This window comes from Microcoleus sp. OTE_8_concoct_300, from assembly GCF_031383065.1.
Lineage (GTDB): Bacteria > Cyanobacteriota > Cyanobacteriia > Cyanobacteriales > Microcoleaceae > Microcoleus.
This window is the reverse complement of sequence record NZ_JANMZH010000452.1, coordinates 1-16973: the sequence shown is the minus strand read 5'-3', so window position 1 is coordinate 16973 and position 16973 is coordinate 1. Positions and strand designations below refer to the sequence as shown.

Annotated in this window: 13 protein-coding genes and 1 other RNA gene; 7 read left to right on the top strand and 7 right to left on the bottom strand. The window is 43.7% G+C overall.

The genetic code is table 11. The features are described 5' to 3' along the window. Positions 1–139: 139 nt before the first annotated feature. Genes ACUVJL_RS20590 through ACUVJL_RS20580 form a run of 3 tightly spaced genes read left to right on the top strand, consistent with a single transcriptional unit; the run spans position 140 to position 2229 of the window. Positions 140–886, top strand: a complete 747-nt coding sequence (locus ACUVJL_RS20590) for a dienelactone hydrolase family protein (RefSeq protein WP_445247533.1) — start codon at positions 140–142, stop codon at positions 884–886. A gap of 26 nt (positions 887–912) precedes the next feature. Beyond that, positions 913–1287, top strand: a complete 375-nt coding sequence (locus tag ACUVJL_RS20585) for a glycosyltransferase family 39 protein (protein ID WP_445247532.1) — start codon at positions 913–915, stop codon at positions 1285–1287. A gap of 42 nt (positions 1288–1329) precedes the next feature. Then, positions 1330–2229 carry a S1 RNA-binding domain-containing protein gene (locus tag ACUVJL_RS20580; protein WP_445247531.1) on the top strand — a complete coding sequence of 300 codons (900 nt, stop codon included), beginning with the start codon at positions 1330–1332 and terminating at the stop codon, positions 2227–2229. A gap of 244 nt (positions 2230–2473) precedes the next feature. Here ACUVJL_RS20580 and ACUVJL_RS20575 read toward each other — a convergent pair whose 3' ends face one another. Both ACUVJL_RS20575 and ACUVJL_RS20570 read right to left on the bottom strand, forming a co-directional pair. Beyond that, a complete protein-coding gene (locus ACUVJL_RS20575) occupies positions 2474–4705 on the bottom strand; it encodes a GumC family protein (protein ID WP_445247530.1) in 2232 nt (743 codons plus the stop codon). Positions 4706–4726: 21 nt separating this feature from the next. Next, a complete protein-coding gene (locus ACUVJL_RS20570; protein WP_445247529.1) occupies positions 4727–6157 on the bottom strand; it encodes a polysaccharide biosynthesis/export family protein in 1431 nt (476 codons plus the stop codon). Between the two features lie 34 nt (positions 6158–6191). Here ACUVJL_RS20570 and ACUVJL_RS20565 point away from each other — a divergent pair, with 34 nt between their 5' ends. Further along, a complete protein-coding gene (locus ACUVJL_RS20565) occupies positions 6192–7547 on the top strand; it encodes an O-antigen ligase family protein (protein WP_445247528.1) in 1356 nt (451 codons plus the stop codon). A 124-nt stretch (positions 7548–7671) separates the two neighbouring features. On the opposite strand, the gene ACUVJL_RS20560 is transcribed toward ACUVJL_RS20565, so the two are convergent. Together ACUVJL_RS20560 and purD are read right to left on the bottom strand one after the other, a co-directional pair. Then, positions 7672–9837, bottom strand: a complete 2166-nt coding sequence (locus ACUVJL_RS20560) for an ATP-binding protein (RefSeq protein ID WP_445247527.1) — start codon at positions 9835–9837, stop codon at positions 7672–7674. A 171-nt stretch (positions 9838–10008) separates the two neighbouring features. After that, a complete protein-coding gene (purD, locus tag ACUVJL_RS20555; RefSeq protein WP_445247526.1) occupies positions 10009–11289 on the bottom strand; it encodes a phosphoribosylamine--glycine ligase in 1281 nt (426 codons plus the stop codon). A gap of 338 nt (positions 11290–11627) precedes the next feature. Between purD and purK the strand changes: the two genes are divergently transcribed. Beyond that, on the top strand, positions 11628–12890 hold the full coding sequence (gene purK / locus ACUVJL_RS20550) for a 5-(carboxyamino)imidazole ribonucleotide synthase (RefSeq protein ID WP_445247525.1): 1263 nt from the start codon (positions 11628–11630) through the stop codon (positions 12888–12890). A 50-nt stretch (positions 12891–12940) separates the two neighbouring features. Next, positions 12941–13127, top strand: a non-coding RNA gene (ssrS, locus tag ACUVJL_RS20545) — 6S RNA. A gap of 495 nt (positions 13128–13622) precedes the next feature. On the opposite strand, the gene ACUVJL_RS20540 is transcribed toward ssrS, so the two are convergent. After that, the gene (locus tag ACUVJL_RS20540; protein ID WP_445247524.1) at positions 13623–14225 is read right to left on the bottom strand and encodes a hypothetical protein; all 603 of its coding nucleotides are present in this window, start codon (positions 14223–14225) and stop codon (positions 13623–13625) included. 54 nt (positions 14226–14279) lie between these two features. Here ACUVJL_RS20540 and ACUVJL_RS20535 point away from each other — a divergent pair, with 54 nt between their 5' ends. Further along, positions 14280–14882: a hypothetical protein gene (locus ACUVJL_RS20535; RefSeq protein ID WP_445247523.1), complete on the top strand. Its 603-nt coding sequence runs from the start codon at positions 14280–14282 to the stop codon at positions 14880–14882. Positions 14883–15207: 325 nt separating this feature from the next. Here ACUVJL_RS20535 and ACUVJL_RS20530 read toward each other — a convergent pair whose 3' ends face one another. Then, positions 15208–15804 carry a transposase gene (locus ACUVJL_RS20530; RefSeq protein ID WP_445247522.1) on the bottom strand — a complete coding sequence of 199 codons (597 nt, stop codon included), beginning with the start codon at positions 15802–15804 and terminating at the stop codon, positions 15208–15210. A gap of 47 nt (positions 15805–15851) precedes the next feature. Then, entirely contained in the window at positions 15852–16373 is a 522-nt protein-coding gene (locus ACUVJL_RS20525; RefSeq protein ID WP_445247521.1) for a hypothetical protein, read from the bottom strand. Positions 16374–16973 lie beyond the last annotated feature (600 nt).

The following is a 16973-nucleotide window of genomic DNA, read 5'->3' as shown; positions in this document are numbered from 1 at the left end:
GCCAGAAACCTTGGTATAATGCCAACAATCTCTATAAAAAACTTCTCCTCTCTTCCTTCGTGTTCTTCGCGTCTTCGCGGTTCGTTTAAAAAAATCTCATTCACAAATGAAATAGAATTGCTCTAGAGCAAAAATCGCTATGGCCAACTCAGAAATTCGCACAGCTAACGTCACAGTTCCCAACGGAGATTTGCAAATCGCCGCTTACCTAGCCCAACCCGCAGCATCCGGGCAATTTCCCGCAGTTATTGTGATTCAAGAAATCTTTGGCGTCAACTCGCACATCCGCGAAGTTACTGAAAGAATAGCAAAAGAAGGATATGTGGCGATCGCCCCAGCCATTTACCAACGTCAAGCCCCCGGCTTTGAAACCGGCTACACACCCGAAGCTATCAAAATCGGCCGAGCATACAAACAACAAACCACAGCTTCCGAACTTCTCGGCGATATCCAAGCCACCATCGATTACCTCAAAACTCTACCCTCTGTCAAACAACAAGGTTTTGGCTGCATCGGTTTCTGCTTTGGAGGGCACGTCGCCTACCTCGCCGCTACTTTGCCCGAAATCAAGGCTACAGCGTCGTTCTACGGCGCCGGTATCGCCATTCTAACCCCCGGTGGCGGAGCCCCCACGATCGCCCGCACAGCAGACATTAAAGGCACTCTCTACGCCTTTTTTGGCACTCAAGACCCCAGCATTCCCTTAGAACAAGTTGAGCAAATCGCCGCCGAATTGCAAAAACACAGTATTTCTCACCGAATTTTCCGCTACAATGCCGATCACGGCTTCTTCTGCGACCACCGCGGCAGTTACGACGCTACGGCAGCAGCCGACTCGTGGAGGCAGGTGAAGCAGCTATTTCATCAGCAACTTCAACCAGCTTAGAGAGTGGGAGATGGGGAGATGGGGAGATGGGGAGAAAGGGGAAAAGGGAGAAAGGGGAATCCACGCACCATGCAATTCGCAATTCGCAATTCGCTTCTCTACTCACCATCACCCTGCTCGCCGTTTCGCCTTCGTTTGTGTTTTGGAGCCGACAGGGTGTTTTTGTGACAAATTTGACGCAGCCACTCTGCCTGTGGGCAATTTGGCAGGGGTTACGCTGGTTGCGCACAGGTCGCCAATCGGCGTTGATCCAAGCAGCCTTTGCCTCGGGGCTTGCCATCTATGCGAAGTTACTGGCGATTTGGGTGGTTGTTCCGTTTTGGGGATTGGTTTTTGTTTGGTGGATGATGGGGAGATGGGGAGATGGGGAGATGGTCCGAGTGGGAAAATTTTTCTACTGACAACTGACAACTAAATTACTGACAACTGACAACTAAACTGACATGAATTCCAAATCTACAGGTTCTCAAAGCGCAAAAGCATCCTTTTCAATGGATGATTTTGCTAAAGCCCTCGAACAGCACAATTACGAGTTCCAGAAAGGACAAGTAGTGCGCGGCAAAGTGTTCGAGTACGACTCAAACGGCGCGTATGTTGATATCGGCGGCAAGTCTTCGGCTTTTTTGCCGATCGAAGAGGCTGCTTTGAGAACAGTAACGGATTTGTCGGAAGTCGTTCCCCTGGACGAGGAACGGGACTTTTTGATTATCCGCGAACAAGATGCAGATGGCCAAGTTACCTTGTCTCTGCGGCAGTTACAAATTCAGCAAGCTTGGGAAGATTTAATTGAATTGCAGGAAACCGGTAAAGTTCTTCAGGTACGGGTTTCTGGCGCAAATAAGGGCGGCGTGACTGTAGATGTTCAGGGAATGCGCGGTTTTATTCCCCGATCGCACTTAGTGGAACGCGATAACATAGAATCGCTGATCGGTCAATCTTTGAGCGTGAATTTTTTGGAGGTCGATCGCGAGCGAGAAAAACTCGTACTTTCCCAGCGGATGGCTACTCAATCGAATGCCTTCAGGGATTTGCAAATCGGTCAGTTGGTGGAAGGAAAAGTCAGCAGCATCAAGCCTTTTGGCGTGTTTGTAGACTTAGAAGGAGTTAGCGGTTTGCTGCACATCAAGCAAGTCAGCCAAAAATACATTGATAACCTTGGAAAGCTCTTTGCTCCCGGTCAACCCCTGAAAGCACTGGTGGTTGACCTTGATGAAGGTCGCGGCCGGATTTCGCTTTCTACTCGGGTACTGGAAAATTACCCAGGAGAAATGGTGGATAAAATGGCGGATGTTATGGATACCGCAGAAGAGCGATCGGAACGTGCTAGAAAGACTCTTTCTTAAGTCTTGATATAATTACCACCCCGACTTCTTAAAGAAGTCGGGGGGCTAACAGCGAGATAGTTTTACGTTTAATTAGGTTGATTTACTTATCTTGCATTTTACATCGACTTCTTATACCAGTTTCAAAAAAGAATCCCACTATAGGCAAACTCCCAACCCAGCTCCAGTAATCCATTACCTCTGACCAGGCTAAAATCGAAAATTATCTTACTTCTTCCTTCGGCTCTCTAACTCCATTTTCCCGTCATTTTACCCAATTAGCTACTACTCCCAATACTTTAAAATCGGCTACATTTAGTTGATCTAAGGCTTTTCTTACCATGCCCCGATCGGTTTTTTCTATTTTTACTATCAGCACTGTACCCTCCGTTTGAGAAGCTAGTAAATGACCGTCAGCTAAACCAATTAAAGGTGGCGTATCGTAAATTACTAAATCAAATAAGGCTAGGAATTGTTCCATTAAATAGTGCATCTTTTTGGAAGAAAGTAATGTAATTGGATCACGGGGAATAGTACCAGCAGTCAGGACAAAAAGATTGTCATCGTCTGGCAATCGCTGAATAACCTCATTTAAGGTTAAATCAGAACTCAAAGTATTACTTAAACCTTTTTTATTTGATAAGCCAAGGTATGTGTGCAGTTGAGGAAAACGCATATTAGCATCTACTAATAATACTCGTTTGCCCACAGCAGAAGCAGTTTTAGCTAAATAAACTGCTACAGTGGACTTACCCTCACCTTTAATGGTCGAAGTGATGGTTAAAGAAGTTATCGGGTGTTCAGCATTTAATAACTGAATATTTGTGTATAAGTAATGAAAGGCCTCTATTACAGAAAAATCTTTGTAATTTGAAACTATTATTCGTTTTAAGCTTTCACTGTTAGTAGTTGAACTTACGCTAGTGAATTTAGGTGGAAAACTTTCACTTATACGAGATTTAATTTTCATTGCTTTCGCGATCGGAATTACTCCCAAAAGAGGGCGTTTAGTTGCTGATTTAATTTCTTCGGGAGTATGGAAAACAGTATTTAAAACTTCTACTAGGAAACCTATAGCAATGCCTAGTAAAATGCTAATAACGATCGCGATCATTAGCTGGCGGCGGGTTGGTTTTTCTGTTACTGAAGAGATATCACCATTTTCGTCTTTGACTAACTGTGGTTTAGATATAATTTGCCAAGCTCCATCAATTTGACCAGCATCTAGTTGTAACGTTTTTTGTTTTTCTATAAACAGTTTGAGAGTATCTTTAGCTAGTTCTAATTGTAATTGTATTTCGTCATAGCGACGTTGAGCTTGGGGCAGTTGAGTGATTTTTGCTTGCAGTAAATTTTGGCTATTAGTTAGCACTCGATCGCGAGCTTCCCACTGTTCTAGTTGTGATTTCATCTGAAAGAGGACAGACTCAGCTTCTCTTTGCATTAAATCGCGCAAACTTTGCTGCTTTTCCCTCAAAGATTGAATAGGAAGGCTATTTTCATAAAATTGAGTAGAGCTTAAAGCTAATTGCGACTCTATTTCAGTTATTTTGCTAATTAAATTTTCATAAGACTTGGGGCTAATATCAACAATCCAGCGATTATCGCCCCTTAACGATCTTTTTTTGTAGGTTTCATATTGCTGCCTACTTTCTGCTAGTTGTACTTGCACTTCGAGGCGACGATTAGTTAAATTATCTAGCTGATCTGATAGGCTGCGGCTGCGTAGTTCGGGTAGATTAAAGTTATACTTAATTCTTAATATTTGTAATTGTTGTTGCAATGTATCTACTTTCTGCTGGAGTTGTGGCATTTGTCTAGCGATAAAATCAATACTTTTTTTGCTAACTCTTAAGCGCTCTTTGCCCATATATTCTAGGTAATATTTGGCAGTTTCTTCCAGCACATATTTTATGCGCTTGGGGTCGGCATCACGGTAGCTAATATCTAGGAGTTTAGTACCCCCCTGCTTCCCATCTCGCAAGAAAGTAACACGTTGGATAATCAAGCGGTTATTGAGAGTGTTATAGTCAAAATTTGGATAGCTTTCTTGCAATTTATTAACTAATGGTATTAGCACTTCCGGGCTTTTTAAAACCCGCGTTAAACTTTGATAATCGACCGAGGAACCTTCTTCCGCTGATGATTTAATTTTGTTTAAGTCGGTGATACCTAAACTATTATTTTGAGATTGGACTAAGAGCTTTGATAGCCGATCGTCAGTCGTAAGGGGTTCTACTAAAACAGTAAATTTTCCTTCGTACTCAGAAACAATTTTTTTGGCATTCCAGAGAATGACACTACCGGTCAAAGTACCTATGCTGGCAGCTACTATCGCCATCACCAGAAGGCGACGTTTGACGACAGCTATTACCCAATTCATATCAAGGACTTGGTCATCCTCTTCTGGGGTACTAGCTAGGTAATTAGGTGAGGAGGCCGACAGATAGCGACCATTAAGATGATCCTTTACGGGAGAAAACAGCTTTTTATCCATAAGGCTAATTTTATTAACTTCCTAATTTCCTAATAGTCTGAGTAGCTCTATGAGTCTGGTGGGGACGAGAATTCCACCAATAATATTATTAAATGGTGTGAGAACAGCGTTAAGGTTGTCTCCCCAGATAGCAGTCCTCGAACGTCCCACTATAATTATGTCATTATCTTGAATAAGTGGGTTGGTTTGAGCATCGATTCCTTGATTCAAATTAATTGCTACTTGCGATCGGGATATAGTGCCATTAGGATTGAGCCTGATCAGTTCCACAACTCTAGAGTTAGCGCGACTTGGTTTGAAACCCCCCGCACTCATAATTGCTTGATTTAAAGTAGTATTAGGAGGTAATTTGAGTCCCCCCGGAGTATTGACTTCTCCGATAACACTCACTTGCACAGCCCCCGGAGCAAAGCTAGCAGTAGCTAGAACAGAAACTTCTCCTGGGTCGATCACCGTCGCGGTCGGGACAAAAATAATATCCCCTTCTTGTAGAATAGTATCTTGAGAGGTATCTTGTTCTTGCAAATATTGCCAAAGGTTAATAGTGCGGACTTGTTGTTTCCCACTTCTAGTATAACGTTGGAGTTGGATTTGCCGAATATCAGCGATTGATGTGATGCCACCAGCTAATTGTAGAGCTCGAATGATGGTCGGTTGTCCGTTGGTTCTTTGACCATTTTGGGTATCACCACCAATCGCTACATATCTACCGGGACGCTTTACCTCTCCGAATACTGAGACAGTACGGGGTTGCTCTGCAGGTAGAGAAAAATTAGATTCACTAACTTGGTTTGTTTCTGCTAAATTAATTGTTTCTTGAGGCGGAACCAAGATTTGATCTCCATCTCGCAACGTGATGTCTTGGCTTGTTTGACCAGTTTGTAAATAATCCCACAGGTTATAAGTGATAGTTATTTCTTTGTTAGGCGCGAGACGACGTCGGACAATTACTCGTCGGATATCAGCGCTAGCTCGAATACCCCCAGCTTTTTCTAAAGCTTGAGGAAGGGTGGGAAACTGAATTGATGGTCTAGTTCCACCTCCATTAGCTAGGGACAATAAGTACGAGCCGGGACGACTTACTTCACCAGATAACCAAATATTGAGCGGGCGCGCACCTTGTAAGCTGATGGTAACTACAGGTCTTTTTACGACCCGGCTATAAGCTCTAGTGATAAGTTGGGCTGCCTGTTCTAAAGTTAATCCTTGAAGGGAAACACTACCAATAATCGGGATTTGAATAGCTCCCCCAGCGGGAATTTGATACTCCCCACTAAGCTGGGGCAGATCGTAGATATCAATTCTAATATTGTCTCCACCACCTAAATAGTAGTCAGTATTAATACTTGTTGTGGGGGCTGGGGACTGAGCGAGGTTGGTTTGAGGGTAGGAGAGAATGAGTACCAGCGCCAGCAGTGGCACTTGTAAGGCAGGAAGGGTAAGCCATTTCATAGGTAGTAACAAATTCGATGATAGAGGTAAAGCGATGAAATATATTTTAAGTGTGCCGATGTTTGCGTTGATGCTTTGTTGTTTAGCGGTTATCCTCTGTGTAACTCTTTATATTTTAGTCGCACGCCATCCCAAATTGGGTGTCACATTAGAAAAAATTTTTGTAGGGATACTTTTTTTTACCATCACTGGTGGTTCGGGGATCACGGTTATGCCCTTTACAAAACTCCATCCTAAAATTTTCTACAACTTAGAAACTACACCCCCAACAATTATTGGTCAACTTGCTATTTATAGTGCGATGATATTAATGTTATTTCCCCGCTTAAGTAAAACTACCAAAAAAACAGTTTCTCTAGTCATTAAATGGATAGCAGGAGACATTTTTTTAGGTTTGTTTTTGTTGACTATGACTTTGTCTGGCTTGTGGTCACAAACTCCTGACATGACTTTTCGGGCTATTTTTGCTATGTGGGGAATAACACTGGTTTCTATTTATGTAGGGAAAGTGTATAGTTGGGTGGAAATTTATGGATTATTGAGATGGCTAAGTGGTTTATTAGCTTTATGGGTAATTGTAAAAAGAAACCCAGGAGGGGATGGTTGTTGGAGTGGAGTTTTAGGTCATAAAAATCCTTTTTCTTTTCAAATGGCTAATACAGCTTCCTTATGGATTTTATATGCTGTTAAAGAGCCTAAGTATCGCTCTTTATCATTATTTATAAGTTTAATAGCTTTAGTAGCATTGCAAAAAGGTTGTAGTGGTGCTAGTCGGATTTTGACAGTGGTATTAATCAGTTTATGGAGTTATTTAGCCGTCTTAAAAAAATTACCTGTAAAATGGGCTTTTGTCTACTTTATCTTATTTTTGGTGGGTAGTATAGGTATAAGTATTTTGGTGTTAAATAATTTAGAGGCTATTGTTGTAGGTGGTTTGAAAAAAGATATGACTTTAACAGGTAGAACCGAGTTTTGGCCTTTAATTATTGAGCGAATCAATCAAAATAGTCCCCTATTTGGTTATGGGATGGCAGGATTTTGGCAGTCTTGGCGTGGGTTGGAAAACCCAGCTTACGGAATTATTGTAGCTAAATCTGGTTTTGTGCCACCCCACTCTCACAATGGTTTTATTGATATACTTTGCCAACTGGGTTGGGTCGGATTGTTGTTGTTTATTTTGTCATTTTTTAATAATATATTAAGAGGTATAAAGTACCTAGTTAAAGAAAGTTTTCCCGAGTCAGGTTTGCCTTTGTATTTATTAACATTTATCTTAATGACTAATTTGACAGAGGGGGGAATATTTGCTATTGGTACTTATTGGTGTTGGTATGTCGTTTTATCGGTAAAGTTGAGCTTAGATAGGACAGCTAAGGATAATCAACACTGATGATGTCAGCATTTGGTCAGGCCTATGAGGAGAATCTTTAAACACAATAGGCAGAGAGAGCCCCGACTTCTTTAAGAAGTCGGGGTTCTAACAGCTATCGTGTTTTACTTTTAATTAACTGGGCTTACTTAACATGACTCGCAATTGTTTCACTCTCCACCGTGGCTTCCACTGGCCAAGAATTTTCCATCTCTACTGTTTGTTTCGGCTGATAAACTGCCAAGTCGAACCAGAAAGTGGTACCCACATTAACTTCGCTAACTAAATTAATTTTAGTGTGGTGCTTGTCGATAATGTTTCTGACAATAGAAAGACCTAATCCCGTTCCTTCTAAAGTGTGTACTCGGTTTTCTACCCGGAAAAAGCGATCGAAAATTGCTTGTTGATCTTCGGGATCTATGCCAATTCCAGTATCAGAAATTTCTACCCGCACTACCGGAAAATGTCCGGCATTCGGTGACAAGTTGTGGTTCCCGGATTGGCCGTCTTTGTGGGTAGCCGCCTCCGACTCTAGCAAATACGCTCGAATTGCGACCTTGCCGCCGGATTGCGTAAATTTTAAGGCATTTCCTACTAAATTTGCAAATACTTGCAGCAGCAAATCGTAATGACCTAAAGCAGGTGGCAAATACGGGTCAACTTGTTGCTCTAATTCGATGCCTTTATCCTTAGCATTCAACTGATAAGTCCGCAGGGTTTGTTCTACAGCTTGCGGGAGGTCAACAGCGTCTAAGTGATAAACTCGGCAGGATTCGAGCCGCGACAAGTCTAACACGTCGTTAACTAAACGAGTTAGTCGATCGGTTTCTCGATTGGCAATTTCTAGGAATTCCCTGCGCTCGCTTTCTTGAAGGTCTTCTCCGTACTCGTGGAGAGTCTCGATAAAAGATTTGATATTAAATAAAGGCGTTCTCAATTCGTGAGAAACATTGCTGATAAAATTGCTTTTAGCCTCATTTAGTTCAACTTCGCGAGTGATGTCCTGCACTGTCATTGCAATGCCTTTGAGGCTTTCCCGGTAATGTCCGGAACCTTGATGCTTGGAGGTTTGCTCGTAGAAAGTACACTCTACAGCTACCGGGCGTTGCGGCTCGGTACAGGTATCTTCCTCGTGGCGGACGCAGCTTCTGCACAGCGGTTCGGCACCGGGTGCTTTGTGCAGAATGACAGTAGTTAAAACAATCCGAATTGTACGGTTGACTGGTTCGCTCATCGAGATGCGAAATTCGCCACCTTCGAGATCGCCCGCCACTATTTGGTGCAGGGGTCTGGCTAACTCCTGCTGAACTTCTGCAGGTAAAATGTTCAGAACATTGACTTTGAGGGCATTTTTACCTTCCCATCCAAAAATCCGCTTCCCCGTCGGATTGACTAAAATCACCTGCAAATTCGCGTCCAGCAACAGCGCCCCGTCAGCAATAGTTGAAACCAAAGTTTCTAACTTCGCTTTTTCCGCTGTCAACTCTTCAATATTTTGTTCTTCATAACTTTCTAGTTTCTCGGCCATCTCGTTAAAACTGCCGATCAACTCGCCCAATTCTCCCCCTAAAGGCAGGTCAACTCGCTGCTTAAAATCCCCGCTGGCGATGTTTTTGACCCCAAAGACTAATTGTTTGATCGGCTGAGTAATGGTCAGGGCATTAAATACAGCCCCCAAAATTACCATCACCCAAATTGTCACAAATACTGCTAAAGTGACATCCCTAGTCAGATTTGAAGAGATAACTGCTGCGGGATTGGGGTTAATGCCGATCGCCAAAACTCCAAAATATTTGTCTTCATGAATTAACGGAACAAATACATCGGTAACTTCTCCATCTGGCGTCAAATGCTGCCGCACCAAAGGCAAAGAAGTTAAATTTCTCGCCTCAATATCGGCGAGAAAATTATCGGGAAGTTTGATCTGGCGGCGCAGGGTCAGGGAAGTTTGCACCTCTGATTCCGAAAAGGGTATCCCCAGGAAAATATCCCCCGCTTCGTCTGCGTAAAGCATATAGCGGACGCTGGAGGTGCTGCTGTAAAATTGGCGGGAAAAGCGGGCGACTTCGGAGCGATCGTTTTTGGCAATCAGCGGCGCCACATTTGCCGCCAACAGCAGGCCGAGGTCGCGGCCGTAGCGAGTATCGTTAAGTCGGGCGTCTTGCTGGATAGTATTCACGGCCCAGAATGTCAGGCCGCTCATAATTAACGACACTACGAGGGTAGCACCGGCCATCAGGCGGGTCTGGAGGGTAAAATCCGACCACCAGCGGGCAATAATTTCTCCGATTTTGTTTAGTATGGCCAGCATTTCACCAATTCACCAGTTCAATATTAAAAGCAAGATCAATTCAGTTGGCTCCCGATCGAATTTTCTGCTGCGGCTTGTCCGCTACCGCCACCGCAGAGATACCAAACTTCATTGTTACATTTCTACATTGAGATTGCTTCGCTTTGGGATAGCGACAATAGGGCGCAATTCCTAATTTTTATCGCCCAGCGCTCGGCGGCCGATGTCTCGGCGGCAGTAGACGCCTTCAAATTGGATGCAATCAACTGCTGCATAAGCTTTGGAGATAGCTTGTTCCAAAGTTTCTCCCGCTGCAGTGACGCCCAAAACCCGGCCGCCGTCGCTCACCAACTGCTGGTGCTTCAACTGGGTGCCGGCGTGAAACACTTCTGCTCCTTTGGCTTCAGCTTCCTCGATACCTGTAATAACTTTGCCTTTTTGATAACTTCCAGGATAGCCCCCAGAAGCCAAAACTACGCAAACAGAGGCCCCCGACTTCCAGCGAATAGAATATTCACCGAGACGCTGCTGACAGCACGCCAGCACCAAATCTTCCAAAGGAGTTTCCAGCAGCGACAAAACCGCTTGAGTTTCGGGATCTCCGAAACGGCAGTTGAATTCTAAGACTTTGGGTTCTCCTTCGGGGGTAATCATTAAACCTGCGTAGAGTACACCCCGGTAGTCGATTTTGCGTTTTTGCAGTGCTGCGAGGGTGGGTTCGAGAATTTCTTCTTGAATCCTTTCCATGAGTTCCGGGGTGACAATGGGCGCTGGGGCGTAGGCTCCCATACCGCCGGTGTTGGCTCCCTTGTCGCCTTCGCCGATAGCTTTGTGGTCTTGGGCTGGCAGCAACGGTTCCACTGTGATGCCGTCGGTGAGGGCGAGAATCGAGACTTCTTGACCTGTTAAGAATTCTTCGACGACGACTCGGATGTTGTCGGTGCCGAATTCGCCTCGGAAAATGGTGTTGATGGCGCTGTGAGCCATTTTGACGGTGGTGGCAACGGTTACTCCTTTGCCTGATGCGAGTCCGTCTGCTTTGATGACTATTGGGGTTCCTTGTTCGACAACGTATGCTTTGGCTGCTTCTGGGTCTGTAAATACGGCAGCTTTGGGTGTTGGGATGCCTGCTTCGAGCATCAATTCTTTGGCCCAGGATTTGCTGGATTCAATTTGGGCGCCGGCTTTGGTGGGGCCGAAAATCATCATTTTTCGCTGTTGGAAATAGTCGGCGATGCCTAGGGATAGGGGCAATTCGGGGCCGACGATGACTAATCCGATGTTGTTGACCATCACAAAGCGTTCGATGCCTTGGAAGTCGTCGATGTTGAGCGACAGATTTTGACAGCCTTTGGTGGTAGCTGTGCCGCCGTTGCCGGGTACGCAGAATACTTGTTTAATCCGCGTAGATTCTAGCAGTTTTTTTGCGATCGCGTGTTCGCGACCTCCATTTCCCACAACTAAAACTTTCACAGTATCCTCACCTATAAATTTTGTTCCCTGAATCTTTGATTTTCAGTGTTTGCACCTTTCTATCTGCTTTTTGCAGTGCTGTCAATTATGCCATGCTTGGCGATCGCCAATTGCTAGATGTGGCACTTTTCTGGAGGGGTGCGGCTCGACCGCTGTTTCCCAAAGGCTGGGATCGTGCAATAATTAAAGACTTTAGCAGCCCATTTTTTCTGGCTTCTGCCTCGATTTAATCATGCAATTAAAACTCTTTTCTGGCTTTTAACTCTTCAATTACTGTAATTCATCCGGGGACAAATAGCGATAAGATAAGCAGGTTGACTATGCGGAGTTTTACTCACATGAAATCACATCAAACCGCTGCCAGTTCGTCTGCCAAATTTAAGCGGGTGGGCGTTGTCGGCGGCGGCCAGCTAGCTGCGATGATGGGGGATGCTGCTAGGGCGCTAGGTATTGAATTGGTAGTGCAAACTCCCCATGCTACTGACCCGGCAGTTTCTGTTGCTGCTGGTGCTGTTTTGGCGGCTGTTGATGATGTTTTGTCTACGGCTCAATTGGCAGATGGTTGCGATGTTATTACTTTTGAAAATGAGTTTGTGGATTTGGATGGTTTGCGGCCACTAGAACGGCAAGGTGTGTTATTTCAGCCGAGTTTGTCGTCGCTTTCTCCTTTGTTGGATAAGTACGTTCAACGCTGTTATTTACAAGGTTTGGGTTTGCCAACTCCGAGGTTTTGGGAATGGGATTGCAGCGCGGATTTGCCCCCGGAATTGTTTAAGGCGGTGGCGATCGACTTTCCGGCAATTTCTGTTTCCGACAGCGTGCAGATTGAAGGAGACTCGGATGCTGGATCGATCGACTTTCCCTTTGTCGTCAAAGTTCGCCGCCACGGTTATGACGGCCAAGGTACTTTTATTGTTAAGGATCGGGGGAGTTTTGAGTCAATTCGTGCTAAGCTTAAGGGTCAGTCTTTGCTAGTGGAAGAGTTTGTGCCGTTCGATCGCGAGTTGGCTGTGATTGCAGCTCGATCGGCAACTGGGGAAATTGCGATTTATCCGATCGTAGAAACCCAACAGCAAAATCAAGTTTGCCGCCTGGTGATTGCACCTGCTGATATTAGTTCAGATGTGAAAACAGAAGCTTGTGCGATCGCCTGCACTCTCCTCAACAGTTTGCAAGCTGTCGGCGTATTCGGCATTGAATTATTTTTAACCACCGACAATAAGCTGTTAGTCAATGAAATTGCACCCCGCACTCACAACTCGGGACATTTTACCATCGATGCCTGCGAAACTTCACAATTTGAACAGCATTTGCGCGCAGTTTGTCAACTGCCTTTAGGCAATTCGGCTTTGAAATGTGCAGGCGCTGTCATGGTAAATTTGCTCGGCTACGAGTCGGCTGAGTCCGACTATTTAGCCAAACGAAAAGAACTGGCACAAATTAGCGGTGGTTTTGTACATTGGTATGGTAAGAAAGTATCGCGTCCCGGTCGCAAACTCGGTCACGTTACAGTTGTGCTGGACGCGGACAAGGTGGGTCAGGGGCGATCGCAAGCACTGGCGATCGCTCAAACCGTAGAATCCATGTGGTATCCAAGTTAAATTGCTCGAAGGTTGCCAAAATCTGGTTAGTTGGTATATATTAAATAAAGGTTCTACTGCGACGTTGGTGACTGCCAATAATGTTTTTTTGATCTATAACTCTTAACTCTAGGGAATCAAGATGTTCGCGCAGCAGTAAACTGGGCTTGTACCCAGAAACTTTAAGCACGGGCCACGGTACCCACCTGGTAGAATACCAGGTCAAAAGCTGAGGTAAGACGGCGTTGCGGGGAACCCTTAAAATTTTGATTGAGATAAGCGCTGTCAGGAACCTCAGCCTAAAGGCGTGAGGCTTGTCAGAGAAATCGAAGCAAGCCGTTCTGACCAGTCTAAGCCTTAACTGGCTACGTTATTGAGGTCATAACACCGGAGAATGCGACGCTAGTTTTCCGCTCTGTTGTTTAACATTAAACAGTTCTAAGGTCACGGGGACAGTGTGTTAAGCGCAACAAGCCTCGATAACATTGACGAAGCGAACATTACCCCAGCAATGGGAGATTTGGGACAACCATATCCCAGCTTCGGAGAGGTTGATTAAATTCCCTCTCCGCCCTCGAAAGGGGAATTCAATATAAAGCCGTCCTAGAAGGACGGGGCTTCAAACCCATTTTTCTTGCTGAAATACGGCTCGCCTATTTTTTTTGTGATTTGTGATTTGTGATTTGTGATTTGCTCCTTATTCCTGGCATCCGTTAAATCCGTTACAGAATCCGTTGCAGAACTTCCTTCCTCTCAACCTTCCAGTACCATCCAGACAAGCATCCCCAAAATTGTCTCGACAGGGGGAAACGGATAGTCCCTAACATCCATAGTAACAATTTGTCCTTCGAGTTTCATAAATCTCCAAGCAGTGCCGCTAGTTACTGAACCGTAAATAGTCGGAATTGGGTTATTGTTGGCTTCATTAAATCTTTGAGCCGCCACCATTTCAGCGATGCACTGCCCCAAACCGCTGTTGATGTTATCTCGCTTAGCTTCTACCAGCACAACCGCAGGTGCTTCTATCTCAAATTGTTCAGGAGATCGGCTGATTAAAAAGTCGCAAACTCCATTTAATCCCGCCGCGATATCGACTGTGAAATCAGTACCTGAAAATACGCTGATTTGGTGCTTCAGCAACCGTTTGACTTCCAAAAGCGCGGGAGCGATAATTACTTCTGATTTGGCTTTTTCCGTTCCTACTGCGATCGCCCAGGGAACTGTATCTTCCAACAAACCTGCTAAAATGGGACTGGGGGCGATCGGCTCGACTTCCGGCAAAAATCGGCCGCCTTCAACTGCGGTCAATCCGAAGCTTTGCTTAACCTTTCGCAGTGTAAAATCGCTGTATGCCATGATTTTGATTTCAAATTTAATAAACTGCTACATCAATAAAATTGGTGCTTTTCAATGTCCTACAGTGAATTTACGCTCAGAAAAGCTAAACGCGATTTTGACTTAACCACAGTAGAAGCAGGGCGATTCCTGCCGCAAACCGAGCCAATCGCTCCGAGTTTATATTTGACGGAATCGCTAATTGAAGGACTGCCCTTGGCTACAGCTACAGGTTCTGAAAAAGCGCGATCGGAACTGATTATTAGTCCTATTTTAGTCGAAGTCAGAAAAATTTTGCAACGGCAAGTGAGCCTATTTTCGGGAGAAGATTTTACCGTAGAACCGGAATTAGGATTGAGCGGAGTTTGCGATTTTTTAATCAGTCGCTCTCCCGAACAAATATTGATTGAAGCGCCTGCTGTTGTCATAGTTGAAGCGAAAAAAGCTGATTTAAAAGTTGGGTTGGGACAGTGCGCGGCCGAAATGGTGGCGGCTCAAAAGTTTAATGAAATTAACAATATCCCGATCGCCACAATTTACGGAAGTGTCAGCAGCGGTACTGTTTGGAGATTTCTGAAGTTGGAGTCAAAAACTCTGACAATTGACCTCAATGACTATGCTGTGCCCCCGGTGGAACCGTTGCTGGGAATGTTGGTTTGGATGGTTCGCGACGGTTAGGGCGATCGGCTTTTAACTAAAATTTTAAAACCTAAGTGGTAAGAAACCAAGGTGATGACATTGGTGCCGCTATGTGAGGTTATACCATTTTAGATTTTAGATTAAAGAATTGAAGAATTGGGAATGACTGATGACTACCAGGGTTTGGAGTACGGGCCTACAGTTGCATTCTTTTTTGAAACTGGTATTAAATCAATACTTCGGACAGTTTTTAAGCAACGAGAGTACCATAAGATAGGACGGAGGGAAGGTTAGGGTGATTTAAAATTAAGTTAGGGTCTAAATCTAACTTGTTAATAAAGGTGTAAAGTAGATGTCTGTTGAATTACCGGCGTTTATAAGAGGCCATTGAAAACACGAAGGGTTCGGGAGATGAATGACGATTATAAGCTTCATATTTGGCTAAATTTAAAGCAATTAGACTGGCATTAAAATGAAAACCAAGGCGTTGACTACTACGAGATTGACAATCGGATAAACCCGTAAATTGTTTGGCATCCCGAAAAATAAACTCAATCTGAAAACGAGCCTGATAATACTCAAGTATTTCCTCGGCTGGGAGAGTAATATCGGTGTTCAACAATAAAATATTTTTTATTTTACCGTCTGGTTGAACTTCTATAAGGCAAGCTAAACGTATTTTACATTTCAAACAACAACTCCATAATACTAATGAATAAAGCTTAACCCCCGGCCTAACTTCTTTGATAAAAGTTAAATATTTTAAATTATTGCAGTCTACCTTGCCCTCATATTTACGAGGTGCACCTCGTTTATTTCTTTCACCTGTATAGATGTAATTTAAGTTGGCATCAACCCTTAATTTAGTAATCAGATTTAAATTTGAATCCCGTACAGCATCCCAAAACTTAGCGCGGTAATAATAACCGCCAGCTACCAAGTAACCTACAGATCCTGGCAATAAATAACGAGTTTTTTTAAAATGTTGAGCATAATCGTCAACTCTTGTTAGTTCAGGTGTTGAGCTTTGAGATACCTCTTTTTTCCTCGGTTTTTTGGAGTTTTTTTCCCTTGGGTAGCCCGGGGATTTTTGGGTAGTTCTGTCGGAGGACGCCAGGGCGTTTGTTGTACACTCACACTATAAGACAAATGAGTTTCTACTTCGACAACAGAAATTACAGAAATTTCTAATCCCTCTTCAGGTCGGCCAGATAGACCGTTGTAAAAGCTAGCTTTACCTTCGGTTTTGTTGCCACTTTTTTTGATAAATGAACAATCGATTACAGCAATAATTGTTCGCTCATGATTTAATGCTATACTGAGAAAGTATTGATGAAATTCGCTAAAATTAAAGCCTTTGAAAAAGTGACGACGATAGGTCTTTTCACTCAAGGAACTGTAACGGCCCAGATTGGTAAAGTTTACTTTGCCATAAGCAAGTAAAATGGTGTGAAATAAAATTACCATAATTTTTTTTTGAGCTTGATTAATCCCTGACATTTGTTGTAAGATGGATTCAATAATATTCATCAGGCAGTTGTTTAAGTTCGTGTGTTTTTTGAGCTTAACGTAAAAAGTGCCTTTTTTTTGTCTTTTTGGTTAAAATCTTAGTGACTTTTTAGCTCGGCTCGCGGACTGTCCCTGTTCCAAAACTGTCCGAAGTATTGATATACAATACCGTTAATATCGGTTATGTTATTGATACTAATGCGGGTAATATTTGTGAATGATGATAGATCTACAAAATTTGTAGTAAACTGATTATTATCAGCGATAATATCAACTGTAATGGGTGATCCTGTAGTAGTATAAACATCAATCTTGCCAAGATTAACATAATTATCCCCTCCTATAAAAAATGATAAATTATTAACGGGTTGAGCAAAATCAACATAAAGATTTTTCTTGGCATTTAAAGATCCGAGCGTATTGTATATAACAATTGCGTTAGGTGCCGAGTTTGCGACGTTCTCATTACCATATGGTTTGATCCTGTCGGGGCGACAAGTCGCCTATAAGGCTGATAGAATAAGTCTCATAGCTCTTAAGCCTTGTTGATAATTAGGTAGTTTGTGTGGACACAAAGACATTAATTCAACAACAACCTGCCAATTACTAGACATTGAATCG